Genomic DNA, 24,533 nt, shown 5'->3' on the forward strand with positions numbered 1-24,533 from the left:
CTCACAGAGCAGCGTTTGGTGTTGTGCTACGCCTGTAAACGATCAGGCTGTCCGATGTAGCGATAATTAAGGTTTGGCCAGTATAGGAGAACCCGAAAGCTCTCAGTCCGATCTCGATCGCCAGTTTGTGAAAGGCACTGGCCTGTTTATATCGGGCGCCATACAGCCATGAACCCGGCTCGACCAGAAGTAAATGATGGCACGGCCAATTCAAGGGAACGTTCTCGATCACCCAACCGTCGAAAGCACCCACAGGCAGGCTGCCTCCATTGATACCGGCCATGGGGATAGTCTTGCCTGTCAGTGGACCGATACCTTCAGCCTCCAGGTACTGATTACTTTCGACATCCTCCGTATAGTCTCTTGCGATCTTCTGACCTGTCAGGCAATCGATAACGCTACGTCCTGAGCTGGAGGTCACCAGTAACAGTTCGGAGTCGCGGTCGAAACCAACTTCTAGAAGGCTTCCCACGGCAAACTGAGCGGCGATCTCCCAAGGGGACGGTGGTGGGGAGATGGGAAGCTGGCCGATAGTCTGACGCAGTGGATCGAGGTATGAAGTATTCATTTCGGTCGAGCGAGCCTGAAAATTTCGCTGTACGTTAGCACAGGTGATGCGAGCGTCCACTTTCGCCCCAGGCTGGGTGAAAACGCATGCGCCGTTTTGAAGTCGGCGTTGCTACGTAAAATCTGCCAGCGTTTGGTTAATCAGCGGGCCGGAAATCTGCTTAGGAAAAAGGTGACAGATCTATTTGAGTAAATAGATCTGTCACCTTTGTATAGGGTTAGGCTGCATTATTAATTGCAGCTTCTAAATGTTTAATCGTATTGTGCTCTCCGAGTGCTGATAGAGCCTGATTAACTATAATCCAGCTATCACCTAGCTTCCCTGTTATGTGGTGCTGGTAAAGGTTGTAAATTGAATAATATGCCATTTCCATGTCGGCGCTAAATTTTAGATCTTCGTCTTGTAGGGCCGCAGCAGGTTCTAAGTATCGCTCATTAATATTTAATTCGTCTTTACCATGGATGACTGCTTCTATTGCGTCGCAGGGTAAAGAAAAGTCAATTTTTTGCACTGTTCCTGCAATGGTTTCACGGTATTCAGTGATTCCGTTGTTGCTGGTGTAGTTAAGCCAAAGCTTATAAGCCTTTTTGCAAAGATCAATCTGGACCTTTTTTTGTTTCTCTGGATGTAACTCAAAATATTTTTTCGCTACTGGATGCATACGAAGCCTAATGTTTGGTTTAGGGGAGGGCTGCGGAGTGCAGCTCCGAGTAAGCGACGCGAATGGGTGTCCCCTTTGTTGCGCAATAAGTACCAACTTTTGGTTGTGAATGATTAATTTCGCTGTTTATCACAGATATAGAAACTACAAAGCCTGTACCAGGCCATCTGTAATTATTCCCGAAAAAATCGTCTCTACCGGTCCGATGAGAAAGACCGGTCCCACGCCATCCCATTGAACCGTTACAGTTCCGCCATCACATTCAACCTCAACGGAATTGTCTAACAAGCCACGACGTATTCCATTAATAGCGGCGCCACATGAGCAGGAGCCTGAACCAAGCGGAATACCGCCCCAGCGCTCCCAAATGCGCAATCGAATGTGCTTTCGGTTAATGATCTGGACGAAATGCACGTTCGTCCTGAGGGGAAATAGGGGGGCGGTTTCAATTGTCGGTCCAATTGTCGCGATATCGACAGCTGTTAGATCATCCACAAAATAGGTGCAGTGCGGATTTCCCATGCTGCAAGCTGTTGGGCTGCCAGCAAGTGGCAAAACAGCAGTATCCATTTCCAGAGCCAGAGGAATATCCGACCAGCCGAAAAGCGGCTCTCCCATGTCGACAGAAATTGCGCCGGTTGAGGTTCGTTCGCACGTTAGTAGACCACGGTTGGTTCGGAGCGCTAGCGAAGTAATATCTGATTCGCGCATCAGCATATCCGCGGCACCCCGCGTTGCGCTGCCACAAGTGTCCAGCGTGGAGCCATCTGCATTCCAAAACATCAAGCGCGCATCTGCATCATCGCAATCGAGCACCACTACGAGTTGATTGAATCCGACTCCCCGGTTCCGATCCCCCATCCGCCGAGCCATGTTACTTGTCATTGGATTGGACGAGTTTCGCGAGTCCACGATAACGAAGTCATCGCCATTGGCGTGCATTTTATGAAAGCTCAGCGGCATTGATCGACCCTGGCGAGAGGTGGGTAGGCTAGCTAGATGATTTTCAGATTTATTTACAGCTATCGTCTAGCCCCTTAAATTACCGCGGGGCTGACCCTGAGTGCAGGGCCTTCCAAAAAACTTTCCGAGATCTCGACCCATCACTGCGCAATAAAGTCGCGAACAGCCCGAATAGTCTGTGTCGGTGCCTCTTCCATCAGCCAATGTCCTGCCCCAGGCACCACCACTTCCGTGACCTTGTCCGCTGCATTACGCATCACGATCGCTTCATTGGCTCCAAAGGATTTTTCACCCCCAATGGCCAGCACCGGCATGGTCAGTCGTGTCGCCATCGACGCTTTGTTGTCCACCTCATCCTGACGGATGCTGCGAAACTGGGCGAAGGCTGCCCGCATGGCGCCGGGGCGGGCATAGAGTTTGGCGTAATGCTGGCGGGTTGCTTCATCCACCTTGGTGGGGTTGCCCGCGAACTCATTCCAGAACCGGTCCAGGTAGATGCGCTCACGACCGGCCACCAGGCGTTCAGCATCCGGCCCGCCGAAGTCGAAGTGCCAAAGCATCGGTGAGCGGACAATGTCGTTCCAGGGCGGAATGCCCGGCACGGGCGCATCCATCACCACCAGGCGATCAGTACGCTGCGGATAACGCGTGGCGTAAGCGAAGGCGACCATGGTACCGATGTCGTGGCCGATGACCACTGAGTGTTCGATACCCAGCGCGGCCAACACCGCACGGATGTCGCCCGCCTGGGTTTTCTTGTCGTAGCCGCCGTCCGGGATCGACGACAAGCCCATGCCGCGAAGGTCCGGCACCACGACCGTGTGATCCCGGGCCAGATCGGCGGCCAATGGCGCCCACATATCGCCGGTATCGCCAAAGCCATGCAACAGCACCACGGCCGGCCCCTTGCCACCGACGCGCACATGGAGTGTGACGCCTTCTACAGGGATGTCCTGAATACGAAAGGAGGCAGGAAATGGCGTCACCTGAGCCTGTGCCGGGAGGCTTAGAGCAAGCAGCATAAAAGCGGTCAGCAGGGCGCGGATCATGATGGTGTCTCCGGACGTAGGCGTGGAAGGGGCCTTGAGCCAATGTGCGTGTCGCTTGGGCGGCGAGAGTTGGCGGCGCAACGTGATGCGCATAATCGACATGCCCCATCCAGCAGCAAGCCGATACGACCAAAATGGCGAGTCTTCTGAAGCACGATAAGGTCCCGTTCGGATGAGCTTAGACCGTTTGGCTTTGATTGCTGGTCGTCATCCTGACCCGGTGTAGTGGCGGCACCAATGCCACCAAAGCTGCCGTTGGCCAAAGGCAGAAATCGGCCGATTCCGTTGAAAAAGTCGGCCATGGTTTGCACAGCAGAAAAGTACGCGTCCGAGATTGAAATCTTTACTTTTGGCAGGAGCTTCCGGACTCAGAATTCACGTAGCGACATGCAAAAAAGGCATTTTCACCAGTTAATGATCTGGCAGTTTGGGCGGACCGACTTTTTCAACAGCATCGGCCAATACCAGCCGTTCGTGAACGATTGCTTCGACTCGTTGCGGACACGTAGCGACTACCTCGGTATCTTCAGCTTTGCTTCGTCCCTCATCGCTTTACGCAGCACCTAATTCAAGGATGTTATTGCTGCAATCCATGCATTAATGTTCTGCAATCAGCCCATCTTGTTCATTAGAGGATCAGTTCTCACACTGGCGGCATCTGTTTGGAAACAGCTTCTGACTCTGGAGGAAACGACCATGGTATCCGCTATCCGCTTTAACCAGTTCGGCGCGCCTGAGGTATTGAACCTGGACCCGCTGAGTGAACAATTGCCAGGGCCAGGCGAGGTTTGGATTGAACAGGAGGCCGTTGGGGTCAACTTCCTCGACGTGACTCACCGCAAGGGCGTAGTGCCTGTTGCGCTGCCATCCGGACTCGGATTGGAGGGAGCCGGACGGGTCGTCATCATTGGTGAAGGTGTCAGCAACGTGCAAGTTGGCGATCGTGTCGCTTATGCCACCGGCCCCATTGGCTCATATGCGTCGGCCCGACTTTATCCGGGCGAGCGGCTGGTGAAGATACCAGACGCTTTGTCGTTCGATGATGCCGCCGCCGTGATGTTCAAGGGCATCACGGCGCAGTACCTGTTAAAAACCACCTATCCTGTCGCTCAGGGCACAACTATCCTGATGTATGGTGTGGCGGGAGGACTGGGGGAAATCATGGTGCCATGGGCCAAGCACCTGGGGGCGACAGTAATCGGCGTGGTTTCCAAAAAGGCCAGTATCGAAAAAGCGCAGGCGTCGGGTTGTGATGAAGTGCTGGTGTTCGATGCCGACAGCCTGCCATCCGAGGTCAGCCGTATTACCCAAGGCAGAAAGGTCGACGTGGTCTACGACCCAATCGGCCGTGCTTCTTTCCAGGCGTCTTTGGATAGCCTCCGGCCACGAGGGCTAATGGTATCGTTTGGGGCTTCGTCAGGTGCACCCTCGGCTGTAGAGCTGTCGACGCTCAACGCTAAAGGTTCGCTGTTCCTGACACGTCCGTCGCTGGCAGCGCACACCGCCAGTGTCACTGAGTACCAAGAGCGGGCGCAGGATGTGTTGGCCGCCGTAGGTGCGGGTATTATTAAGCCCCGGATCTGGGCCAGCTACGCTCTGAAAGATGCATCGCAGGCGCATACAGCGTTGGAGTCGGGGCGGTCATCGGGGGCTATCATTCTAAAACCATGAATCTTGACGTTCTGAATAATCAGCACAGTGACGAAATCGCTGCGTTTCTGGCAGTTGCCTCGCAAGGCTCCTTTGTCGCTGCAGGCCGGCTTCTGCAGCGACACCCTACCATCGTCTCGAAACGACTGGCCGCGATGGAAAAGCGCCTCGGTGTCCGTCTCGTCGAGCGCTCAACCCGGCAGGTTCGAATTACGCAAGTAGGCGCCAAGCTTGAGGAGCGTCTGCGCGCGGCCATAGGCCTGATGGATGAAGCGCAGCAGCAGGCGGCGGAAGGTGCCAGCGAAGTTCGAGGTACATTGCGACTCGCACTGCCGGCAGCCATGGGACGGCGTTGGCTTGGCCCGATGTTGCCGGAGTTTCTCAGGGATCATCCGCACGTTTCGATTCTCGCAGACTATAGCGAACGTCTGGTCGACATCATTGACGAAGGATTTGACGTTGCGATCCGAATCGGAGAATTGGAAGACAACCGACTAATAGCCATGCAACTAAGTGACCATCGCCGGATTCTGTGTGCTTCGCCGGCTTACATCGAAAAGCACGGCATGCCCGAAAACCCACACGATCTAATCGAGCACAATTGCCTTCGCTTCAGTGGTCTTACGTCTTTTCCGCAGTGGAGACTTTATCGCGGCAGCGAATTTCAGACCGTCTCGCCAAAAGGAAACCTGACGGCCAACGACAGCGAATCATTACTTGCCGCGGCTTGCGCTGATTCAGGAATACTGGGTGCTGGCGAATGGTTGATGCGTCATGACATTGCGGCCGGAAAGTTGCTTCATGTTCTCCCGGACTGGCAGCTGGACACCGCCGGAGGGGTTTACCTGGTCAGGCCGTCAGCTAAGTTTCCCAGCGCCGTAGTAATAGCCTTCAAACAATGGATCGAGTCAAAATTTATCCCCGCGCCCCCATGGGCTATTTGACCGTCTGATTAATTCCCACTTCAAACAAATGGAGGCCCCTTGTTCAAAGGTGTCGCTCTGTCTATTACTTCATCATGCCTTTTTGCCACCCTTTACTACTACGTAACCTTGTTTTCCCCACTCAATGGAGAGGAAATTTTTGGCTGGCGCATGCTGCTGATGCTGCCTTGTATCACCGCTTTTTTAATAATTAGCGGAGCATGGTGCCAAGTGAAGGCCGTTTGGCAACGCCTTAGGCATAAGCCACGGTTACTCATCGGACTTTGCTTGAGCAGCGCTCTGCTGGGTACACAGCAATGGCTATTCATGTGGGCACCGCTCAACGGGCATGGCCTTGATGTTTCACTTGGCTATTTCCTGCTGCCTCTTGTAATGCTACTGATCGGCAAGGTTATCTACGGTGACCAGCTAACATCGACACAAAAAATTGCCGCCCTTTGCGCTGGACTAGGCGCGCTCAATGAGCTTTATCAAGTCGGGAAAATCTCATGGTCAACGCTGTTGGTTGCCTTCGGTTTTCCTCTGTATTTCATGTTGCGGCGTAAGCTCTCTACGGCGAGTCTCGGCGGCCTCTGGTTTGACATTTTGCTCACGCTACCGGTTGCCGCCTATTTTGCGTTGGGGGATAGGTCGACGCCGGGTGTGTTCACTCAGGTGCCAAATCTGTATTTGTTGCTTGCACTGTTGGCAGTCATCAGTTCGGCGGCATTCATGTCCTACACCGTTGCAGGGAAGCATCTACCATTCAGCCTGTTCGGTTTACTGGGTTACGTTGAGCCGATACTGATGGTCGCAGTGGCATTGATCCTGGGCGAGCAGATCAAGGCTGAGCAGTGGCTGACATATATGCCAATCTGGACTGCGGTTGGATTGCTTGTTTTAGACGGAGGACGCTATTTGCGGGCAACACGGCTTTCAGCAAGCGAACAGAGTTCGGCAAAGGTCAAAGTGGATTTGTGTGATTTCGTTTGAGAAGCGCACACGTCCTCAATGGCCGAACTCTACAGTTGCTCACCGGCAGCTAAGGGGCGATTTCAGTCGGATCCGACAGGCAGCTATTGGCCGAGGCTGTGTAAAAACGTTTTTGAGCGCGACAGGTACTCAAAACCGGACTGGAAATCGCGCTTCTACGCGAAATCCACATCTGCTGACGTGCCGATAAATTTCAGATTTAACATAGACGCGCACGCTTCAATTTTGGCGAAGCGTTTCTACACACTCTGGGCCGGAAGCGGTCAGTCGTAATCGATTAACCGCTGTCCGCAGGAAAAAAACGGAATGCAAGCAGGCAACAAAAACCGCAGCAATTGCGGTTTTTTTGCGACTAAATGCGGGTCACTGCCCCTTGGGCATATCAAACCCACGCTGTTCAATCACCCCAAACACATCAGCCACATCCTGCACCATGATCCGAGCGATGTTGGTAACGGTGTTGATGTCGTTCTCGGCGTAGTCGGGGAGGCTGGTGCAGGCCATCAGGTTCAGGTATTTGAGGACGGCGTTGAGGCGTTCGCTGACGCAGTTGTGGAGTTCGCGGAGCGGGGCGTCGCTGTCGATATGCAGGACTGGGCAGTCGGTGGCGAATTGGGACATGGGGGTGAAGCGGTGGGGCGGGTGTTGAGTTGTCATGGTTTTAATCCTAAAAAGATAAATCACAACCGTCAGAACCAATTCACAGACGGAAATCGGCTGTGTCTTGCCTGACGCTGTTGGTGCTCTTCTTAGGGCTGCGAAACCCTGTCGCCAACAATGTCAGCGACGACTCAAATATAGGTGTCGGCTTCTGGCGCCGCAACCGGGGGGTAGGACGCTGGGCGGTCATTGCGGCGATGTGGTTTGTCCATGTTCGGCGGCGTATTTACCGTAAACCGGGCGTTGCGGAGTGTCTGAGGAAATTGCGGGGGAGGGCTTGGGGCTGCTTCGCAGCCCAGCGGGAGCAAGCTCCCTCGCCACGGTGGGTGGTTTCCTACGATAGTTTCGGAGCTGAAGATCAAAAGATCGCCCGAACGCGGCCCGAACCTTCGGTAGCTCACATCGATCGAGTGGGGGCTTGGATTCGGGGACAAACTACGATTTCAACGTTAGCCGAAAGCGGAGAGTAGTTACCGTTCTGAAGGCGCGCGCAAGTACCTATTGCACATCCCGCCTTGCTGCCCAATCCCAACTCAGAAACCCGGCTGTGAACTCAAGCAGCTCTTGGTTGATCTGGTCGACTGTTCCAAATGTGCCGCTTTCGGCCAAGCTGTAGGCATCGTCAAAGTATCCGCACGGGCTAAGAGCCTCTGGAAAATTGCAGTCGGCCTTTACCCAAGTCCGATACAGTCCTTCGGCTAAAACCTTTCCGAAGTCAGGTGCATCAAGAAGTTTTTTATGTGCTGCCGCCAAGACGTAGGGCAGTGTCTCGGCGCTGCTCATGGACGGTGTTACGACCCGGAGCAATTGGTTCGCAACGTCATAGCGGTTTGATTTGCCCATCAGGGCAAGTTCTATCAGTTCGTAGGAAGGACTCGCTTGGCGATTTATCTCTTCATCCGCCCAATGAATGATGTCGGAAATCTCAAGGATATTGAGTTCTAACGCTTCCTTCAGATAAGCAATCTGGACACTCATGCTTGGTTTAGAAGCGGATTCTGTCATGCAGCCCTCTAATTTTGCTTACCAACGATTTCATTTTTTAGTACGTCGCCAGAATGAAATGGATTTGGGGCAGACCCCGAATTCAAGGGCTTTTTTAAATCGCGGTCTGTCCCGGTATTTCCCTTTCGCCCCGCCTGTCGCTCACGCCTGCACTGGCGTGCAAAGCTCCACCAATGTCCCGTCCGGGCAGCGAACGTAGGAGACGGTTTGCCCCCAGGGTTTGATGAGGGGGGCGGCTATTTCAGTGGCGCCGGCGTGTAGCGCTTTGGCATGGGCGGCGGGGACGTCGTCGGTCACCAGGCCCACTTCGATGCCCAGTGGTTTGGGGGAGGCGTGGGCCGAGATGTGGCCGGTGCTGAAGTTCATCGCCGCGAGTTCGTCGGCGGCGAATGCCAGGGTGGTTTCGCCGGTTTCGAGTTCGCCGTAGGTGGCGGATTCGTGGAGGAAGCGGGTGGCAATCCCGAAGGCGGATGAGAAGAACTGGAGTGAGGCTGCAACGTCCGGGACGTAGATGATCATGTAGCCGAATTTCATGTGCAAACATTCCTTGTTGTGACATTGGGGTGGCAAATCTAGCAGAAGGCGGACGCAACGTCGCATCCGCCTGTCATTCCACTACATAGCCATTTACTTGCGCAACGCCGGAGTCCTTGGCGGAATCATCCGCTTCGTCCCCGTCGCCTCGAACGCCGAAGCCAACCGCAGCAACGTCGAATCGTCATACGCACGACCGGCAAAGGTTAGCCCGACCGGCATGCCAATGTCCGGCATAACACCCATCGGTACAGTGACCGTCGGCACGCCGAGGTGGCGGATGGCGAGGTTGCCGTTGGCGACCCAGATGCCGTTGCTCCAGGCGATGTCCGCCGACGTCGGGTCGACATCGGCATTTGCCGGGCCGACGTCGGCGACGGTTGGGAATAGCACGGCGTCGAGGCCGAGTTGGTCCATCCAGTCTTCAAGGTCGATTTTGCGGGTCTGTTCAAGCCCGCGCAGTCCGTTGGGCACGGTGGCGATCTGGTCCCACGGGGTAATGCCGCGTTCGGCCATCCGCACGTACTCGTCCATGCCGGCGGCGAGGTCGCCTTCGCGGTTGGGCAGGGTGCCTGGGTCGTGCGGGAAGATCAGCGGTCCTTTGACGTCGACCAGGCGGTTCAATTTCGGATCGCCGTTGGCTTGCAGGAAGTCATCGAACGCCCACGCCGTCAGGTCCCACAGTTCATGGTGGAGGAACTCTTTGGACACGATGCCGCGATTGAACACGGTCGGCGCACCGGGGCGATCGCCTTCGCAGTTGGAGACCAGCGGGAAGTCGACGTCGATCACTTCGGCGCCAGCGGCTTCGAGTGCCTGGCGAGCCTGTTCCCAGAGCCCGATCACCGAGGCGCGGGTGTTGATTCGCTGCCCGGTTGGGCCACCGATGCCCGGCGCTTCAGACGTGCCGGCTTCGGTGTCGGCGTTGATGTACATCCGGGGAATGCCGAAGCGTTTTCCGGCGAGTGCATCGGGATTGGCGGCAAGCGCCACATAGGACGCGGGACGCACCGAGGCGACGCTCGGGATCGGCACCCAGGGTTGCATCCGCCATAGGTCGCCGCGTGTGTCGGGATCTTCGGCGACCACCACGTCGAGCACTTCGAGGAGGTCGGCCATGGTTCTGGCAAACGGCACGACAACGTCCATCGTCGGCGTCAACGGCCAGTTGCCGCGCACCGAGATCACCCCGCGTGATGGCGTGTAGGCGCACAGTCCGTTGTTCGAGGCTGGGCCGCGTCCGCTCGACCAGGTTTCTTCCGCCAGGCCGAAGGCTGCGAAGCTGGCGGCGGTGGCGGTACCGGCGCCGTTCGATGAGCCGGAGGCGAAGGGGGCGGTGAGGTAGTCAGCGTTGTAGGGGCTTTCTGCACGGCCGTAGACCCCGCGTTGCATGCCGCCGTTGGCCATGGGCGGCATGTTGGTCTTGCCCAGGCAGATGGCGCCGGCCGCGCGCAGCCGTTCGATGGTGAACGCATCGCGATGGGCAATCAGCTTGGCGAAGGCGGGACTGCCGGACGCGGCGGTCAGCCCCTTCACCAAATAGCTGTCCTTGGCCGTGTAGGGAATGCCATCGAGTGGCCCCAGTGTTTCGCCTTTGGCGCGGCGGGCATCGGACGCCTGCGCCTCGTTCAGCGCCTCGGGGTTGCGCACCACCACCGCGTTAAGGGCGGTGGGTGTGTCGGGGCCGTCGTAGGCATCGATTCGGGCGAGGTAGGCCTGCACCAGTTCAACCGCCGTGGTCTGGCCCGATTCGAGCGCAGCCCGTAGTTGGGCAATGGAAACCTCGGTGACCTCGATCATGCTGCTCTCTCAAAATGGGTGTTCATAGGGGGGCTCGTAGCACTGTATGACGCGACAGTGTCCGGCTTTTCAATCTGAGCATTCTATTGAACACCCAGCAAAAAACAGCAGAAAAAACCCGCAACAGGGTGTAATGCCAGTCAGTTAAGGTGCGGAACCTGTGGGAATTCGCTTAACTGATCGGCATTAGCAACACCGTGCGGGTTTTTTAGTAAGCGCCCGGCCAACACCCCTCTGAATCCAAACCTCAATGAAGCACACACCAGCGCCACCAGCGTTGGGATCAGAACGAGATGTTGGCTGAATGGTTAGGTCAATGCATCACCAGTTCATAATCATCGGCAACCCTGGACGGAAATCGTGTGTCTGGCCGCTTGCGCCATGATCGATTTCCAATACGACCAGATGCTCATCACCACGAACAATTTCAAATCCTTTCAGCTGGTTTGCGCAGTTGGCAGGGGTAGAAAAAGCTTGGCTGTTGGGAGTGGTAACTCGCACAGATGAAATGTCGCGAAAGCCGTTGGGATGTTCAAACGGCTGTGCTCGCTCAATCGGAGCCTCATCTGGTCTTTTGGCAAACGAAAGAAAAAACCACATCGGTTCGGATATAGGCGCATGCCCCACGTCGACTTTCAGGGCAGCTGGTAAGTAAACAGGTCGATATTCCCAGACCGGAAATATTGGCTTCTCGCCTACGATGGATGGTCTGAAGCAAATTCCAAAGGGCGCGGAGACTCCATCTGCGCACTTGAGGCGGTCAAAGAGTTGGGTTGGCGCTGTTAACTGACTTTGAGCTTCTAACTCATCGGTGAGATGTAAAAGCTCAATGAAAGAGTTTCGGAAGAAAAACCTTCTATTGGCAGTGCCTTGGCCTGGGTGTACGTTTGGCGTCCCTTCAGCAAGCCCGAGGGCTTTCAGTGCGTCAGCGCCTCGACCGTCATCATTCACGCAAATAAAAATGTGATCTATTTCCATGGTTAATTCCCTTTAATTCTGTGATTTGGTTGCCCAATTATTCGGTAACAGATCAGCAACTTCACTCGCCCGCTGCGTCGGCAGGCGCGTGAGAAGGTCTTTCAGGTAAGCATACGGATCATGGCCAAATACCCAACCCGTCGTGCACCAACACTTTGATGCACGTGGCGCGACGATTGGCAAACAGATAAGCACAGTGCGGCTACGCGGCACCGAATACTGCAACAACCCGTGCCAACGCGGTGTCGGTAGATGCCTTTGCCGGACGCGTGCGTTTTTAAGCTTAAAAAGCTGCTCGCTGTCCCTTACAGGGCGGTAGCCAGTTTCCCGGCCGACAACCGACGCTTGTAGGCGCTGTCACGATTCGCCAACCACCAATACAACGGCGAAGTAATCAGCAACCCCACCAACCAGGACAAATCCGCCCCGTCGATGTGCGCCGAAATCGGCCCGACGTACAGCGGTGTGTTCATGAACGGAATCTGCACGGCAATCCCGATCGCATAGGCCAGCAGTGCCTGCGGGTTGTAGCGTCCGTAAATCCCACCATCGACGTGGAAGATCGAGTCGATGTCGTACTCACCTTTGTGAATGGCATAGAAGTCGATCAGGTTGATCGCAGTCCACGGCACCAGCACCACGAGCAGCACCAGCACCATGTCGACGAAGTGGCCGATGAAGTTGGCGGAGGCCCCGACGGCGGCGAAGCAGCAGGCGGCGAGGACGATGATCGAGATGACGGCGCGGCTCTTGGCGGTCGGAATCCAGCGAGCGGCGAAGGTTTGTACCAGGGTGATCAGCGACAGCACGGCGCCGTACAGGTTGAGGGCGTTGTGGCTGATCACGCTGAGCAGAAACAGCAACAGCATCAATGGGCCGATGGAACCGGTGGCGAGTTTGACCGCGTCCATGGTGTCCATGCCGACGGGTGTTGCCAGTACCGCGACGGCGCCGAAGATGAACGAGAGGCTGGAGCCGAGCACGGTGCCGAGGTAAGTGGTCCAGAAAGTCGAGGCCACGGGCACATTGGCCGGCAGGTAACGCGAGTAGTCGGACACGTAGGGTGCAAAGGCGATTTGCCAGAGCGCGGCCAGCGACACAGTAGCCAGCCAACCGGAGATGTTGAAGCTGCCGCGGGTGAGGAAGTCGGCGGTCTGCACGTGGGTGAAGATGTAGCCGAAGCCCAGCACGATGCCGGCGCCGAGTACCCAGGTGCCGATGCGGTTGAGCACATGGATGAAGCGGTAGCCGATGATCCCGATGATGCCCGAACCGAGGGCGCCGATGACGATGCCCACCGGCACCGGCACGCTGTCGACCACGCCGTGCAGGGACTTGCCGGCGAGGACGATGTTGGAGGCGAAGAAGCCGATGTACATGATGCCGGCGATCAGCACCACCAGCAGTGCGCCGAGCGAGCCGAACTGGGCGCGGCTCTGGATCATCTGCGGAATGCCCATTTGCGGACCTTGCGCCGAGTGCAGGGCCATCAGCACGCCGCCGACCAGATGCCCGACTAGAATGGCGACGATGCCCCACACCAGGTTCAGGTGAAACAGCTGCACACCCAAGGCGCCGGTGACGATGGGCAAGGGTGCGATGTTGCCGCCGAACCAGAGGGTGAACAGGTCCCTGACTTTTCCGTGGCGATCTTCGGGAGGCACGTATCCAATCGTGTGTTTTTCGATGAGTGGGGCACTGGGTGTTGTTGCGGTGACCATGACGGACTCCAAGGCAAAGTGAGTACGTGGACGTACTTCAGTGAGCGCCGCGCGAACGACGCTTTTCTTGTTGGAGTGATCATGTGCAATGCGTGGGGATAGATAAATTATTAAGTTTGTTGCTACAAACCTTAAAAAATAGATGCCCGGGGTTTTCCGCCTCGGGTATGTTCAGGCTTGGTCGTGCATCGCTACATGCGCCGTCGCGATCCTCGGAGCTGCCGATCTTTTGCGCTTGATATTGTGTTTTCTGGAGGTCCGCATGGCCGCTTACAACCTGCGACAGCTTCGATATTTTGTCACCACCGCCGATTGCGGCAGCGTGGCCGAAGCCTCTCGCAAGCTCTATATCGCTCAACCGTCGGTGTCGACCGCGATCAAACACCTTGAAGAGAGCTTTGGCGTTCAGCTGTTTATCCGGCATCACGCGCAGGGTGTTTCACTGACGCCGAGCGGCTCGCGTTTTTACCGAAAAGCGCTTGAGCTGCTGCGGGTCGCTCACGAGTTTGAGCAGAATGCGCTAGCAGACAATGATGTGGTGGCGGGGCAGATCGATATTGGTTGTTTTGAAACAGTAGCGCCGCTCTACCTGCCACGCTTGATCGCCGGTTTCAACGAGCGCTGGCCGGGTGTGGAGATCCGTATTCGCGATGGCGAGCAGCAGGAACTGGTGCAGGCCCTTACCGCCGGCAGCATTGATCTGGCGATGCTGTTCGAGCATGACCTGGACAGCACGATCGAGACGGTTGCTCTGATGCCGCCCCAGCAGCCCTACGCGTTGCTGCCGGCGGACCATCGCTTCGCGCAACAGGCGAAGGTGTCGTTGGACGATCTGGTGCTGGAGCCGATGATTTTGTTGGACGTGGTGCCCAGCCGGACCTATTTCGTCAGCATTTTCGAAGAGCGCGGGCTGCGGCCTCACATCGTGTTCAGTTCACCGTCGATCGAGATGGTCAGGGGGATGGTCGGACGCGGCTTTGGGTTCTCCATTCTGGTGACCAAGCCCTTTTCTGAATACACCTATGACGGGCAAAAAGTGGTGTGTGTACCGCTGGCCGAAACCGTGACCGGCTCAGGTTTATCCGCGGCATGGCTGCGTCGGGTGCAACTGACCAAGCCGGTGCAGCTCTTCGTTGATTATTGCCAGGAAGAACTGGCCCGGCTTCACGACTAGCTGTCGCCAGGTTTTCAGTCGGGCCATGGCGACTCAGCGGCAGATCGATGACAGCAGCCGTTGCAGCATGTCGTCGCAGCCGCTCAATTGTTCCAGGCTGACAAACTCGTCGGGTTTGTGACCCTGGTCCATGCTGCCCGGCCCGCACACCACCGTCGGAATACCCGCTGCGTCAAACAGACCGCCCTCGGTTCCGAACGCCACCGTACCGAATTCCCGCGAGCCCGAGAATGTAGCGATCAGCTCAGCGGCTTCGCTGTGCGCATCGGTCGCCAAACCGGGATACGCCGACAACTCACTGAAGCGGATCGCGCTCTGATCACTCACGGCGCGCATTCTCGGTAACACCTGCTGCTCGGCGTAGGTCTTCAGTTCTTGCGCAACCACGCTCGGGTCTTGCGAGGGCAGGGCGCGGATTTCAAAGTCGAAGCGGCAATCCGCCGGGACGATATTCAAAGCCTTGCCACCGGAAATGACCCCGGTTTGCACCGTGCTGAACGGCGGATCGAAACGGGCGTCGTGATGCTCCGGCGCTTTGAGCCTTTCGCCAATCCGCCCCAGTTCACCGATCAGTTCGGCGGCGTATTCAATGGCGTTCACCCCGAGCGGGGCGTACGCCGAATGGCAGGCTTCACCGTGAATGTCGCAACGCATCGCCAGCTTGCCTTTATGGCCCAGCACCGGTTTCAGCTCGGTCGGCTCGCCAATGATGCACAGCATCGGTTTGACCGGGCGCTGCTCAAGCACTTTCAGCAGCGAGCGGACTCCAAGACAGCCGACTTCCTCATCGTACGAAAGCGCGATATGCACCGGCAGCCGAAGCGGGGCTTTTACCAGAGACGGGACCAGGGCGAGGACGCAGGCGATGTAGCCTTTCATATCCGCCGTACCGCGACCGTACAGTTTGCCGTCGCGCTCGGTGAGCTGGAACGGCGCAACGCTCCACGGCTGGCCGTCGACGGGCACCACATCGGTGTGCCCCGACAGCACGATGCCCGGCCGGTCCGCCGGGCCAATGGTTGCGAACAGGTTGGCCTTGCTGCGCTGCTCGTTGTAGACCAGCTCGCAAGGCACATCGAAGCGTTCGAGGTAGTCGCGGACAAATTCGATGAGGTGCAGGTTTGATTCGCGGCTCGTGGTGTCGAACGCCACCAGTGCTTTGAGCAAATCGAGGCTGTTGCTCATCGATCGTCTCCGGCGACACCGTAGCCCGGCGACTTGTCAGGGGCCAGGGCACGGTCGATGTAATCCTGAACCTGTGGCCGATAGGCGTCCCACAATTTCTCCAGTTGGCCTATCGGATCGTGATCAGCCCAATCGACCCGCAGGTTGATAATCGGCCAGGTCAGTTCGCCGACCACCACCACCGCCGCCGAATGCACCGGCCCGGCTTCGCCTCCCGCCGCGATGGCGGATTTCATCGCTGCCAGCAAGCGGTCGGCCAGTTGACCCTCGCCTTGCTCGAACGCCTTGACCATGGCCTCGATCACCGAACGGTCCGCCAGCATATTGCCGGCGGCGACGCATTGTTCGCCGGACACGGCATTGTGCTTGCCCAGGGTTTCCGTGCCGCTGAAGTGCGCGGTCCGACCGAGGTGGTCAATCGCCGTGATCTGTCGATATTGGCTGTAGCCATTGCGGGTCAGCACCTTGTCGAGTGCATCGGCTGGCGCAAGGCCTTGTTCCATGAGGGCGAGGGTTTCGGGGCCGAGGGATGGCAGGGTGATGTTTTGCGTGGATACGGCGCCGACACCGGGTAGCAACCAGGGGCAGCGTGCGCCGACGGCGATGCTCGAGGAACTGATCGCAATACCGAACTGACCGGTTTCGGGGCAACGTGCGGCGATGGAGAAAGTCATGGTTTTGCTCCTTGTTTAACCTTGGCGAAAGGGTCGTCTGCGCGGACGCCATCGCGAGCAAGCTCGCTCCCACAGTAGATCTTCAGTGGTCACGGATTTGTGTACGACGACGATCAAATGTGGGAGCGAGCTTGCTCGCGATAGCCGCGACTCGGTCTACTTCCTTACTCAGGAATCACCGCAATCACATCAATTTCCATCAGCCACTGCGGCTGCCCCAATGCCGAAACCACCAACCCGGTCGAAATCGGAAACACCCCTTTGAGCCACTTGCCGACTTCCTGATAGACCGGTTCGCGGTAACGCGGGTCGATGAGGTAGGTGGTGGTTTTGACGATGTGGCTGAGGTCGCTGCCGGCTTCTTCCAGCAATTGTTTGACGTTGCGCATGGCTTGCTCGGTTTGTGCGCGAGCATCACCGAGACCGACGAGGTTGCCTTCAAAATCGGTGCCGACCTGGCCACGAACGTAAACAGTGTTGCCGGCCCGGACCGCCTGGCACAAGTCATTGTCCAGGCTCTGGTTCGGGTAGGTTTCTTTGGTGTTGAACATGCGAATACGGGTATGGGTTGGCGTGGACATCTGAAACTCCTGAAGAAAAGTTCGGCCCGGCGCTGTTCAAGCGCCGGCGCGGATCTCAAGCGCTGACGGTTGTTTTATGGGCGGCCGGGGCGGTTTCTGCCTGGCGTTGCGCGGCATCGTGGTAGTCGAAGTACGAACGCTGAATGGCGATGTGATCAGCCACGTACTTGGCGTCGTGCCAAACGCCCCAGATGAACGACGAGCCGCGACGCGACTGCCACGGCAGACCGAGGAAATACACCCCAGGCTCGCTCGACACACCGCGCTGATGCTGCGGTTTACCGTTGTCGTCGAAGGCGTCGACCTTCAGCCAGCTGTAATCCGTTGCAAACCCGGTGGCCCAGATGATCGAGGTCACGCCGGCCTTGGCCAGGTCGAGCTCAAGAATCGGATGGCTCACGCACTCCGGATCCGGAAAGGTAATGCGCGCTTCAGGTTCTTCCGGCAGGTCCAGACCATTGCGCTCGATGTAGGCGTCAGCCGCATTGAGCAGCGCCAGATAGTTCTCGTCGCCGCGCGCCAGGTTGTCGGCAAGATTTGGCTGGAAGGTCGCCACGGCGCCATTGAACGATTGGGTCAGGCCGACGAGCGTCATGCCGCGATGGGCAAGCCCGCGGAAGTCCACCGTGCGGCCGCCATGCGCACCGCTCACGGCGATGGTCACGTGTTCCCGGCCGGGCTTCATGGCGGCCTGATCCCATTCGCCGAGCACGCCCAACCACCAGCAGAAATCACGGTTGCGATAGGCGCGAGGAGGGCGATCGTGCGCACCCACCGAGAGGTAAACCTGCTTGCCGGCACGCTGCAATTCATCGGCGATCTGCACACCCGACGACCCGGCGCCGACGACCAGAACGGCCCCCTCGGGCAGTTGCGCTGGATTGCGGTATTCGGCGGAGTGGATCTGCAGGAACGGCTGATCTTTCGGAGCGATCGGCGGGATAACCGGACGCTGGAACGGCCCGGTGGCGGCCACCACGCGGTTGGCCTCGATCACGCCCTCGGAGGTTTCAATGGTGAAGCCCGGCCGACCGACATTGCGTTCGACCTTTTTCACGTCCACGCCGGTGCGGATGGGGGCATTGAATTTTTTGGCATAGGCTTCGAAATAATCGGCTACCCGCTCTTTCGGGGCAAAGCCGTCGGGGCTCAGATCGTCGAACTCAAGACCCGGAAAACGATCGTGCCAGGCCGGACCGTTGGCAACCAGCGAATCCCACCGCCCGGTGCGCCAGCGTTCGGCGATACGATTGCGCTCCAGGACGAGGTGAGGTACACCGAGTTTGCTCAGGTGTTCACTCATGGCCACTCCAGCCTGACCGGCGCCAACAATCAGCGTGTCTATTTTTATTGTCTCAATGGTCATCTCTATACCCTGCTAAAAAGCGGTTGGATTCAGGTCATGGCTTGCCATCTCTTTCTGGGTTGAAGACTAGGGATCGACCCTGTATTGGTAAAATATTATTAAGCTGGCAATTGAATACAAATATCTGATGCAGCGCCTTTAAACCCGTCTACGCTGCGGCTCACTCATTGTTTTATAGATAGTTTGTTTTTCGAGCCCATGTTCTTTCCTGAATAGATCTGTCGCCTTTATCCCGTTAAGAGAATTCTGCGGCGATGCACTCTTTCCGTAGCAGCTGGCGCAGCCTGCGTTCGGCTGCGCAGCAGTCGTGGGATCAGACGGCGCGGTGCTTCAGGAAGACCGTATTCGCAGGTTTTACGGCTGCTACGCAGCCGAACGCAGGCTGCGCCAGCTGCTACGGATCGCGTTATGGCTTGGTTTGTGTTTCTGTTGATTAAGCGTGTCTGTATCGGGCGCTACGGGCGATAATGCCGCGCAATTCTGTATTCAACTTAGCAAAAGAGCCCTGCCGTGATGTTCGAGATCAAACCGTGGAACCCCGAAACCTATCGACAGCAGACGCGCCGCAGCACCGTGATCATCGCCGTGACGTTCATCCTGCTGGCGATGACGCTGTCCGGCCTGGCGGTGATGTTGTTCGGCGAACCCGGGGGCGATAACTTTCGCTTCAACCTGGGCGGCGTGATTGCCGCCGTCATCGTCAGTGCGGCGCTGATGAAAATCAAAGGCTGGTCCCAACCGTGGATGGCGGCGGCGGTTTACGGTTGGCAACTCAAGCGTAGCCTGATGAGCGTCACCAACGTCATGCATCGCGTCACCGATGCGGTGCAGGCCGGCAACCCGAGCGCCATGAAGTTGCTGCGCTTTTATCACCTGGGGCTGACGCAGATGCACCAACTCGACGGCAATACCAGCAGCCTCAGCCAAATGACTCGCGAGATCGATCAGCACAAGACAAGCATGGAAGCGCTGGGTATCGACACTGAGCAGAATCAGTTGAACCCTGAGTGGCTGGCGGCAGTGAAGGCGAAGGAGGCATGAGTTCGATGTTCACCATTACCCACTTTGAAACCCCGTGCTCCGAGCACATCAATGACCAGATTCTGCAGATGGTCGTCGACTATTTGACCGATATCAGCACGGTGGCGATTGCGCCGAGCAACCTGCTGTTCAACGTGTATCAATATGCGATTGGCTACGAGGTTCATCTCTATCTGCAAGCGCTCGGCGGGTCGAAAGGGATTGCCGTCGAATTGATCGTCGCGATGGACGAAGAGGACCCTTCGAAGGTCATCGGCTTTTTGCTGTATCTGCCGGTCAAGGACGATCCCGAGGCGTGCGGCGTGGCCTATATGGCGGTGCAAGCCAGTCATCGGCGCCGGGGCGTTGCCCGCGCGATGATGCAAGAAATGGTCAGCCGCTACCCGCATGCCGAACTGACGTGCGCCGTGGGCAAGGTTGCCTGGTTCGAATCGATGGGGTTTCAAGTGCTGGGTGCGCGCGGTCCACAGGTGCTGATGAATACCCGTGACCACAACACGAGCGGCTTGATGGGCGTGCTGGATACAGCGCCTATCTACAGCTCGACAGAAGTGCGGCAGATCCATACCTATCTTCTGCAAAGACACGGAAAGCGGGCGATGCTCGATGCCGAAAAACAGCGTGACCGGCACCTGGATCAGATGACGGCCAAAGCCAAGGCTTTTGTGCGCGAGCGTCTTGGGTAGGCGGCAGTGCAACCCTACTTGAATAGTTCAGAATGACTTCCGAGATCAACAAATGTAATCAAGTCGGAACGTGAGTGCTCGTAGATCATCAAGAAGTCACCACCGATATGACACTCCCGAAAACCACTCCAATCACCCGTCAAAGCATGATCCAAGTACTCGGCCGGCAGTTGCTCTCCCAGAAATAACATGACCATCACCTGACGAATTTCATTCATATCGCGGCGTCCGGCCCGCTTGTAACGTTCCCAGGACTTCTTGAATTCCGACGTTTGAGCACACTGTTTTGGCAGTTCAGCGCGCTTTGGCTTTTTCTCCGGTTTCGCCATCAGTGTCCCTCAGCATGTCGTCTATCGAGTCGAACTGTTGGCGAATACCTCGTGCTTCCATCATGGCGCGGGCAGTTTTTTCCGAAGGGACGCGTACCTCAAACGGGAGCCCCTGAGTCGCAACGACCTGACGAAGAAAAAGACGCATGGCATCACTGATGCTTAGCCCGCAGGCGTTCAAGACTTCAGTGGCGCGTATCTTCAGATCCTCATCAATGCGGCAGCGCACGTCAGTGGTTTTCAGCAATGCACCCATGGTAATGACCTCATCGTTAATTTGTAGCTACATTGGCGCTACCTCCAGCATTGTGGTTGAGCCTGGTACTTTCGGTCAACGTCACCTTGATGAGCGGTTTCAAAGCCTATGACGTAGCCCGAACATCGACAGGGGTTCTTACCCAGCATTTCACTCGTTTAAGCACACGATGAATATCAGCCGGGTCCGCTTTGCGTTTGAGAACCGTCCGAGTCCAATGCAGGAAGTTGCTGATGGCGCTGAGCTCCGTCAGGACACCGACTGCTGAGCAAACCATTCCAATACGGCTTGTCGGGCCGGGTGCAGGGCGCTGGTGGGTTGTAGCCACAAGGTGTAGGCGCCCGAGGTTTTCAAGGCGGGGCCGAATGGAATGATCAGGTCGCCGCGGTTGATCAATTCTTGCGCGAGCGTGCGGTCGGTCATGGCGATGCCCAGGCCGCGTGCGGCGGCATCGAGTGCCAGTTCGTCCAGGTTGAAGGTGATGTGTTTGCAGTCTTTGGACAGCCCCCCGTCATAGGCTTTCAGCCAGGCTGCCCACTCCTGTTGACCCGTTGAACCATGGATCAACGGGTACTTGTTGAGCTCGTTGACTGAGGCCGGTGGTGGTTTTCCATTGACTGACACAGGCGCGCAGACCGGGACCAGGAACTCTTCGAACAGCACGTGGTACGCCTGATCGGCCGGCGGTTGCAGCAAGTAGAGGATGCAGGCATCGCAATCGCCTGAAGGGTCGACCCGTTCGGTTGCCACGGTTTCTATCGACAGCGATAGATCGGGGTTGCGTGCATAGAAGTCGGTCAGCCGTGGCAGCAACCAGCGCACGGCGAGCGACACGTGAATGCGGATGCGAAAGGGCGTGTCCCTGGGCGCCAGGCGTTTTTCCAGGGCCTGTAATTCGTCGAGCATCCGGAGCGCGGTTTCCAGGACTTCCTTGCCCTCGGCCGTCAGCGTGACGCTTCGACTGCTGCGAACCAGCAGCGGCACGCCGTAGTGACTCTCCAATTGCTGGATCTTTCGACTGACCGCGCTCTGGGTCAGGCACAGCTTTGTCGCGGCTGTGGTGAAGTTGCAGGACTCGGCCACTTCGGCAAATGCTTGAAGGGCCTGCAATGAGGGCACGCGAAAGACTTTATCCATGCGAAAACCGAATGGATGAATGCATTAATAGCGTTGGATTGCGCATCGAGATCACCCTAGATTCTGGTCATGACAGCCGGATTGAACGCATTTAACCATGCTAATTGTTCATGACGGCAGCCTTCAACAGATCTGTGCGGTGTGAGGTGGGTAGATGACTGAAAATAGCTGTGGCTGGATCGTCCAGGCGGGAGAGTCTGCGGTACAACCCTGCTTGCAGGGTTCGCAGAAAGCCGACTGGCTGATCATTGGCGGCGGATTCACCGGGCTGTCGGCCGCGCACACCCTGGCTGCACTGCATCCTCAAGCGCGGATCGTCATGGTCGATCGTCAACGTGCCGCACAGGGGGCGTCGGCGAGAAACTCCGGGTTCGTGGTCGCCCATGAAAATCCTGCCGGTGACGAACTGCTCGGTCGGCCGGACAATGCCTATTACCAGCACAGTACGCAGATCAGTCGCGCGGCCAACGAAGAAGTGCGCCAGCGTGTGAGCCGCCTGGGTATTGAGTGTGACCTGCATGACCAGGGTTATTTCTTCGCGGTACACGATCCGGACAAGCTCGAAGACGCGGCGCTGAAAGTGCAGACCTTGCGTGAAGTGGGGGCCGATGCGCAGTTTCTACAGGGGCAAGACTTGAGTCGCTGCCTGGGAACGGATTTTTACCGTGCGGGGATTTGGTGCCGTGGTGGTAACGCCCTGCTGCAGCCGGCGAAATATGCCAAGGGCTTGCGTGACACCCTGGCCGATAATGTCTCTGTGTACGAGTACACCGACATCACCGGGCTGGAGCGTTTGGCCAATGGCAATGTCCGCGCTTCATCGACCCAAGGCAGTGTTGAAGCCCCGCAGGTACTGATTTGCGTCGGTCCGTTTTTGCCTCGTGTCGGCTTGACTGACCGGGCAGTGTTCCCCCTTGAACTCAGCGCATCACTGAGCCGCCCGCTGACTGACGACGAGTACGCTCAAATGGGTCGCCCGGCGCAGTGGGGCGTGCTGTCGACCCGACCGGCCGGCGCGACGTTGCGACTGACCGCCGATCGCAGGCTGCTGATTCGCAACACCGTGGAGTACCGCTATCGCGACCTGGCCGGTGCATCGCTCAGTGCTCGTCGGTTAACCCACTTGCGTGGCTTGCAACGTCGATTTCCATGGATGACTGAACAGCATCTTCAATTCACCTGGACCGGGCATCTGAGCGCAACGCGCTCTGGTGAGCCGCGCTTTGCCAGAGTCGAGCGGGGCATTTACACCGTGGCCGGCTGCAACGGCTCTGGCGTTGCACGCGGCACATTGTGGGGGCGTCTGCTGGCGGAGATGGCCTGCGGCAGTGAATCGCCATTGCTCAGCAGCGTGCTCAGTCAGGCCGATCCGGGCTGGCTGCCGCCAACCCCCTTTTTCGATATCGGTGCCTCGGTGCGCCTGCGGTACGAGGCCTGTCGCGCTCAATCGGAATCCTGACCCGTAAGGCTTTGTTAACGTCGTTTTATCACCAGGAATAACAATAATGAACACGCTGAAAAACTTCGTCCTTGCATTCTGCGCGGCTTCAAGCGCAATGGCGGCTGCGGCAGATACCGTGCGTATCTCCAACTGGAGCAGCTACATCGCCAACGACACCTTGAGTAACTTCACCAAGCAGACGGGCATCCAGACGACCTACGACTTGATCGACAGCAACGAGATGCTGGAAGCCAAGTTGATCACCGGTAGCAGCGGTTACGACGTGGTCAGCCCCTCGAACCACTTTCTGGCTCAACTGATCAAGGCAGGCGCACTGCAGAAACTGGACAAGAGCAAGTTACCGAACTGGAAGAACCTCGATCCGCAATTGATGAAAACCCTCGAGGTCAACGATCCCGGCAACCAATACGCGTTTCCCTACATGTGGGTTACGGTCGGGATCGGCTACAACGTCGAGAAAATCAAGGCGATCTTCGGCAACACCGATGTCACCAAAAGCTGGAGCCTGCTGTTCGATCCGAAAAACATCGAGAAGCTCAGCCAATGCGGCGTAGCGTTCCTCGATAACTCGACGCAGATGTTGCCGATCACCCTCAACTACCTGGGTTTGAAGCACGACAGCGAGGACCCGGCGGATTACCTGAAAGCTGAATCAGCGCTGCTGAAGATCAAACCGTACATTCAGTATTTCCATCAGTCCAAGTACGTCAGTGACCTGGCCAACGGCAACATTTGCGTGGCTATCGGTTTCAGTGGCGACATCGCGCAGGCGACCTCCACCGCGCATGAGGCGAAGAACGGCATCGAGCTGGGGTACACGATTCCGAAGGAAGGCTCGACCCTGGCCGTCGACATGGTGGTCATGCCGAAGAACGCACCGAATCAGGATAACGGCTATGCCTACATGAATTACCTGATGGAGCCCAACGTCATCGCCGACATCAGCAATGCGATTCACTATCCGAACGGCAACAGTGCGGCAACGCCATTGATTGAACCCGGCTTGCGCAACGATCCGGCGATCTATCCGTCAGCGGAAACCATGAGTACCTTGTTCCCCTTGAAGGCCATGCAACCCAAGGTCATGCGCCAGGTCACCCGCTTATGGACAAAAGTCATCAGCGGGCTCTGAGTCAA

At 57.1% G+C, this 24,533-nt stretch carries 26 protein-coding genes and 1 pseudogene; 9 read left to right on the forward strand and 18 right to left on the reverse strand.

Annotated features, from left to right (window positions below; genetic code table 11):
• Position 1: 1 nt before the first annotated feature.
• From AC1RKH_RS00145 to AC1RKH_RS00160, 4 genes are all read right to left on the reverse strand, one after another.
• Complete coding sequence (locus tag AC1RKH_RS00145; RefSeq protein WP_493060588.1) at positions 2–628, reverse strand: hypothetical protein; 627 nt, start codon at positions 626–628, stop codon at positions 2–4.
• A 157-nt stretch (positions 629–785) separates the two neighbouring features.
• Positions 786–1,229 (reverse strand): hypothetical protein, encoded by a 444-nt coding sequence (locus AC1RKH_RS00150; protein ID WP_493060589.1) that lies wholly within the window; start codon positions 1,227–1,229, stop codon positions 786–788.
• A 144-nt stretch (positions 1,230–1,373) separates the two neighbouring features.
• Complete coding sequence (gene dapF / locus AC1RKH_RS00155) at positions 1,374–2,192, reverse strand: diaminopimelate epimerase (protein ID WP_493060590.1); 819 nt, start codon at positions 2,190–2,192, stop codon at positions 1,374–1,376.
• A gap of 140 nt (positions 2,193–2,332) precedes the next feature.
• Positions 2,333–3,241 carry an alpha/beta fold hydrolase gene (locus tag AC1RKH_RS00160; protein ID WP_493061349.1) on the reverse strand — a complete coding sequence of 303 codons (909 nt, stop codon included), beginning with the start codon at positions 3,239–3,241 and terminating at the stop codon, positions 2,333–2,335.
• Between the two features lie 237 nt (positions 3,242–3,478).
• Here AC1RKH_RS00160 and AC1RKH_RS00165 point away from each other — a divergent pair, with 237 nt between their 5' ends.
• From AC1RKH_RS00165 to rarD, 4 genes are all read left to right on the forward strand, one after another.
• Positions 3,479–3,808, forward strand: a complete 330-nt coding sequence (locus AC1RKH_RS00165) for a hypothetical protein (protein ID WP_493060591.1) — start codon at positions 3,479–3,481, stop codon at positions 3,806–3,808.
• A 129-nt stretch (positions 3,809–3,937) separates the two neighbouring features.
• Positions 3,938–4,912 (forward strand): quinone oxidoreductase family protein, encoded by a 975-nt coding sequence (locus AC1RKH_RS00170; protein WP_493060592.1) that lies wholly within the window; start codon positions 3,938–3,940, stop codon positions 4,910–4,912.
• The gene (locus AC1RKH_RS00175; protein ID WP_493060593.1) at positions 4,909–5,835 is read left to right on the forward strand and encodes a LysR family transcriptional regulator; all 927 of its coding nucleotides are present in this window, start codon (positions 4,909–4,911) and stop codon (positions 5,833–5,835) included. Before AC1RKH_RS00170 ends, AC1RKH_RS00175 begins: the two co-directional genes overlap by 4 nt.
• Before the next feature lie 39 nt (positions 5,836–5,874).
• Positions 5,875–6,807 (forward strand): EamA family transporter RarD, encoded by a 933-nt coding sequence (gene rarD / locus AC1RKH_RS00180; protein ID WP_493060594.1) that lies wholly within the window; start codon positions 5,875–5,877, stop codon positions 6,805–6,807.
• A 363-nt stretch (positions 6,808–7,170) separates the two neighbouring features.
• On the opposite strand, the gene AC1RKH_RS00185 is transcribed toward rarD, so the two are convergent.
• The 7 genes and pseudogenes from AC1RKH_RS00185 to AC1RKH_RS00215 all read right to left on the reverse strand — a co-directional run bounded on the left by AC1RKH_RS00185 (position 7,171) and on the right by AC1RKH_RS00215 (position 13,505).
• Positions 7,171–7,464: a fructose-bisphosphate aldolase gene (locus tag AC1RKH_RS00185; RefSeq protein ID WP_493060595.1), complete on the reverse strand. Its 294-nt coding sequence runs from the start codon at positions 7,462–7,464 to the stop codon at positions 7,171–7,173.
• 501 nt (positions 7,465–7,965) lie between these two features.
• Entirely contained in the window at positions 7,966–8,472 is a 507-nt protein-coding gene (locus AC1RKH_RS00190; protein ID WP_493060596.1) for a hypothetical protein, read from the reverse strand.
• A 141-nt stretch (positions 8,473–8,613) separates the two neighbouring features.
• A complete protein-coding gene (locus AC1RKH_RS00195; protein WP_123585271.1) occupies positions 8,614–9,006 on the reverse strand; it encodes a VOC family protein in 393 nt (130 codons plus the stop codon).
• Between the two features lie 93 nt (positions 9,007–9,099).
• The gene (locus AC1RKH_RS00200; RefSeq protein ID WP_493060597.1) at positions 9,100–10,806 is read right to left on the reverse strand and encodes an amidase; all 1,707 of its coding nucleotides are present in this window, start codon (positions 10,804–10,806) and stop codon (positions 9,100–9,102) included.
• Positions 10,807–11,127: 321 nt separating this feature from the next.
• A complete protein-coding gene (locus tag AC1RKH_RS00205) occupies positions 11,128–11,784 on the reverse strand; it encodes a VOC family protein (protein ID WP_493060598.1) in 657 nt (218 codons plus the stop codon).
• Positions 11,785–11,796: 12 nt separating this feature from the next.
• Positions 11,797–11,910: pseudogene (locus AC1RKH_RS00210) on the reverse strand (transposase domain-containing protein); the annotation flags it as partial.
• A gap of 179 nt (positions 11,911–12,089) precedes the next feature.
• The gene (locus AC1RKH_RS00215; protein ID WP_493060599.1) at positions 12,090–13,505 is read right to left on the reverse strand and encodes a purine-cytosine permease family protein; all 1,416 of its coding nucleotides are present in this window, start codon (positions 13,503–13,505) and stop codon (positions 12,090–12,092) included.
• Between the two features lie 262 nt (positions 13,506–13,767).
• On the opposite strand from AC1RKH_RS00215, the gene AC1RKH_RS00220 reads away from it, so the two are divergent.
• Positions 13,768–14,679, forward strand: coding sequence for a LysR family transcriptional regulator (locus AC1RKH_RS00220; protein WP_493060600.1), 912 nt, complete (start codon positions 13,768–13,770; stop codon positions 14,677–14,679).
• A gap of 33 nt (positions 14,680–14,712) precedes the next feature.
• Here the strand turns inward: AC1RKH_RS00220 and argE are convergent, their stop codons facing one another.
• The 4 genes from argE to AC1RKH_RS00240 all read right to left on the reverse strand — a co-directional run bounded on the left by argE (position 14,713) and on the right by AC1RKH_RS00240 (position 18,485).
• A complete protein-coding gene (argE, locus tag AC1RKH_RS00225; RefSeq protein ID WP_493060601.1) occupies positions 14,713–15,864 on the reverse strand; it encodes an acetylornithine deacetylase in 1,152 nt (383 codons plus the stop codon).
• The gene (locus AC1RKH_RS00230; RefSeq protein WP_493060602.1) at positions 15,861–16,538 is read right to left on the reverse strand and encodes a DUF1028 domain-containing protein; all 678 of its coding nucleotides are present in this window, start codon (positions 16,536–16,538) and stop codon (positions 15,861–15,863) included. Before AC1RKH_RS00230 ends, argE begins: the two co-directional genes overlap by 4 nt.
• 164 nt (positions 16,539–16,702) lie before the next feature.
• Positions 16,703–17,119 carry a RidA family protein gene (locus AC1RKH_RS00235; RefSeq protein ID WP_071554911.1) on the reverse strand — a complete coding sequence of 139 codons (417 nt, stop codon included), beginning with the start codon at positions 17,117–17,119 and terminating at the stop codon, positions 16,703–16,705.
• Positions 17,120–17,174: 55 nt separating this feature from the next.
• Positions 17,175–18,485 (reverse strand): flavin-containing monooxygenase, encoded by a 1,311-nt coding sequence (locus tag AC1RKH_RS00240; RefSeq protein ID WP_493060603.1) that lies wholly within the window; start codon positions 18,483–18,485, stop codon positions 17,175–17,177.
• Positions 18,486–18,998: 513 nt separating this feature from the next.
• Between AC1RKH_RS00240 and AC1RKH_RS00245 the strand changes: the two genes are divergently transcribed.
• Both AC1RKH_RS00245 and AC1RKH_RS00250 read left to right on the forward strand, forming a co-directional pair.
• The gene (locus tag AC1RKH_RS00245; RefSeq protein ID WP_123427675.1) at positions 18,999–19,526 is read left to right on the forward strand and encodes a DUF3087 domain-containing protein; all 528 of its coding nucleotides are present in this window, start codon (positions 18,999–19,001) and stop codon (positions 19,524–19,526) included.
• Positions 19,527–19,531: 5 nt separating this feature from the next.
• Positions 19,532–20,212: a GNAT family N-acetyltransferase gene (locus AC1RKH_RS00250; protein WP_493061350.1), complete on the forward strand. Its 681-nt coding sequence runs from the start codon at positions 19,532–19,534 to the stop codon at positions 20,210–20,212.
• 14 nt (positions 20,213–20,226) lie between these two features.
• Here AC1RKH_RS00250 and AC1RKH_RS00255 read toward each other — a convergent pair whose 3' ends face one another.
• From AC1RKH_RS00255 to AC1RKH_RS00265, 3 genes are all read right to left on the reverse strand, one after another.
• Positions 20,227–20,541 (reverse strand): type II toxin-antitoxin system YafQ family toxin, encoded by a 315-nt coding sequence (locus AC1RKH_RS00255; protein ID WP_493060604.1) that lies wholly within the window; start codon positions 20,539–20,541, stop codon positions 20,227–20,229.
• Complete coding sequence (locus AC1RKH_RS00260; RefSeq protein ID WP_493060605.1) at positions 20,507–20,797, reverse strand: type II toxin-antitoxin system RelB/DinJ family antitoxin; 291 nt, start codon at positions 20,795–20,797, stop codon at positions 20,507–20,509. Before AC1RKH_RS00260 ends, AC1RKH_RS00255 begins: the two co-directional genes overlap by 35 nt.
• Before the next feature lie 249 nt (positions 20,798–21,046).
• On the reverse strand, positions 21,047–21,934 hold the full coding sequence (locus AC1RKH_RS00265) for a LysR substrate-binding domain-containing protein (protein ID WP_493060606.1): 888 nt from the start codon (positions 21,932–21,934) through the stop codon (positions 21,047–21,049).
• Between the two features lie 154 nt (positions 21,935–22,088).
• Here AC1RKH_RS00265 and AC1RKH_RS00270 point away from each other — a divergent pair, with 154 nt between their 5' ends.
• Positions 22,089–23,393, forward strand: coding sequence for an NAD(P)/FAD-dependent oxidoreductase (locus AC1RKH_RS00270; RefSeq protein WP_493060607.1), 1,305 nt, complete (start codon positions 22,089–22,091; stop codon positions 23,391–23,393).
• A 46-nt stretch (positions 23,394–23,439) separates the two neighbouring features.
• The gene (locus tag AC1RKH_RS00275) at positions 23,440–24,528 is read left to right on the forward strand and encodes a polyamine ABC transporter substrate-binding protein (RefSeq protein WP_493060608.1); all 1,089 of its coding nucleotides are present in this window, start codon (positions 23,440–23,442) and stop codon (positions 24,526–24,528) included.
• Positions 24,529–24,533: the final 5 nt, after the last annotated feature.

This window comes from Pseudomonas sp. GW822-FHT06B12 (assembly GCF_058799675.1).

Coding starts and splice junctions, on each gene's coding strand:
- AC1RKH_RS00235 (WP_071554911.1), bottom strand. CDS start 17,119: ATGTCCACGCCAACCCATACCCGTATTCGCATGTTCAACACCAAAGAA.
- AC1RKH_RS00150 (WP_493060589.1), bottom strand. CDS start 1,229: ATGCATCCAGTAGCGAAAAAATATTTTGAGTTACATCCAGAGAAACAA.
- AC1RKH_RS00260 (WP_493060605.1), bottom strand. CDS start 20,797: ATGGGTGCATTGCTGAAAACCACTGACGTGCGCTGCCGCATTGATGAG.
- AC1RKH_RS00200 (WP_493060597.1), bottom strand. CDS start 10,806: ATGATCGAGGTCACCGAGGTTTCCATTGCCCAACTACGGGCTGCGCTC.
- AC1RKH_RS00245 (WP_123427675.1), top strand. CDS start 18,999: ATGTTCGAGATCAAACCGTGGAACCCCGAAACCTATCGACAGCAGACG.
- AC1RKH_RS00205 (WP_493060598.1), bottom strand. CDS start 11,784: ATGGAAATAGATCACATTTTTATTTGCGTGAATGATGACGGTCGAGGC.
- AC1RKH_RS00165 (WP_493060591.1), top strand. CDS start 3,479: ATGCCACCAAAGCTGCCGTTGGCCAAAGGCAGAAATCGGCCGATTCCG.
- AC1RKH_RS00240 (WP_493060603.1), bottom strand. CDS start 18,485: ATGACCATTGAGACAATAAAAATAGACACGCTGATTGTTGGCGCCGGT.
- AC1RKH_RS00270 (WP_493060607.1), top strand. CDS start 22,089: ATGACTGAAAATAGCTGTGGCTGGATCGTCCAGGCGGGAGAGTCTGCG.
- AC1RKH_RS00230 (WP_493060602.1), bottom strand. CDS start 16,538: ATGACTTTCTCCATCGCCGCACGTTGCCCCGAAACCGGTCAGTTCGGT.
- AC1RKH_RS00175 (WP_493060593.1), top strand. CDS start 4,909: ATGAATCTTGACGTTCTGAATAATCAGCACAGTGACGAAATCGCTGCG.
- AC1RKH_RS00215 (WP_493060599.1), bottom strand. CDS start 13,505: ATGGTCACCGCAACAACACCCAGTGCCCCACTCATCGAAAAACACACG.
- AC1RKH_RS00170 (WP_493060592.1), top strand. CDS start 3,938: ATGGTATCCGCTATCCGCTTTAACCAGTTCGGCGCGCCTGAGGTATTG.
- AC1RKH_RS00160 (WP_493061349.1), bottom strand. CDS start 3,241: ATGATCCGCGCCCTGCTGACCGCTTTTATGCTGCTTGCTCTAAGCCTC.
- AC1RKH_RS00195 (WP_123585271.1), bottom strand. CDS start 9,006: ATGAAATTCGGCTACATGATCATCTACGTCCCGGACGTTGCAGCCTCA.
- dapF (WP_493060590.1), bottom strand. CDS start 2,192: ATGCCGCTGAGCTTTCATAAAATGCACGCCAATGGCGATGACTTCGTT.
- argE (WP_493060601.1), bottom strand. CDS start 15,864: ATGAGCAACAGCCTCGATTTGCTCAAAGCACTGGTGGCGTTCGACACC.
- AC1RKH_RS00250 (WP_493061350.1), top strand. CDS start 19,532: ATGTTCACCATTACCCACTTTGAAACCCCGTGCTCCGAGCACATCAAT.
- AC1RKH_RS00265 (WP_493060606.1), bottom strand. CDS start 21,934: ATGGATAAAGTCTTTCGCGTGCCCTCATTGCAGGCCCTTCAAGCATTT.
- AC1RKH_RS00185 (WP_493060595.1), bottom strand. CDS start 7,464: ATGACAACTCAACACCCGCCCCACCGCTTCACCCCCATGTCCCAATTC.
- AC1RKH_RS00275 (WP_493060608.1), top strand. CDS start 23,440: ATGAACACGCTGAAAAACTTCGTCCTTGCATTCTGCGCGGCTTCAAGC.
- AC1RKH_RS00220 (WP_493060600.1), top strand. CDS start 13,768: ATGGCCGCTTACAACCTGCGACAGCTTCGATATTTTGTCACCACCGCC.
- AC1RKH_RS00190 (WP_493060596.1), bottom strand. CDS start 8,472: ATGACAGAATCCGCTTCTAAACCAAGCATGAGTGTCCAGATTGCTTAT.
- AC1RKH_RS00255 (WP_493060604.1), bottom strand. CDS start 20,541: ATGGCGAAACCGGAGAAAAAGCCAAAGCGCGCTGAACTGCCAAAACAG.